Source organism: Vibrio sp. 10N.222.49.C9 (assembly GCF_041474985.1).
Taxonomy (GTDB): domain Bacteria; phylum Pseudomonadota; class Gammaproteobacteria; order Enterobacterales; family Vibrionaceae; genus Vibrio; species Vibrio crassostreae_C.
The window spans coordinates 1-435 of the sequence record NZ_JBFRVD010000412.1; the positions used below are offsets into that span (position 1 = coordinate 1).

General features: G+C 46.0%; 1 protein-coding gene. It reads right to left on the reverse strand.

Annotated elements, in window-relative coordinates; genetic code table 11:
* On the reverse strand, positions 1–435 hold a 435-nt coding region (locus tag AB4585_RS23750), incomplete at both ends, for a topoisomerase DNA-binding C4 zinc finger domain-containing protein (protein ID WP_372171223.1).

A 435-nucleotide genomic window follows, 5' to 3' on the forward strand; every position in this document is an offset into this window, starting at 1 on the left:
TTTTTCAACACCATATCAGAACCACATTTATCACACTCAACAACAGGACCATCATAGCCCTTGACCTTAAACTCACCGTTTTCGATCTCGTAGCCTTCACAGTTTGGATTGTTACCACACACATGAAGCTTACGCTTATCATCAATTAGATAAGCATCCATCGCTGTTTCACAGATAGGACAGCGACGTTTAGCACGTAGCGCAGCCGTTTCTGGGTCTTCTTCAAGAACGTTGATGATTCCATCTTCATCACCGAGGTTAATGGTCGTTTTGCAACGCTCCTTCGGTGGCAACGCATAGCCCGAACACCCTAAGAAAACACCCGTTGACGCAGTTCTGATACCCATAGGGCGAGAACACGTCGGACATTCAATATCTGTCATTACGATATGGTTTTGTTCCATACCGCCTTCGTCTGCATCCAGCTCAGCTTTC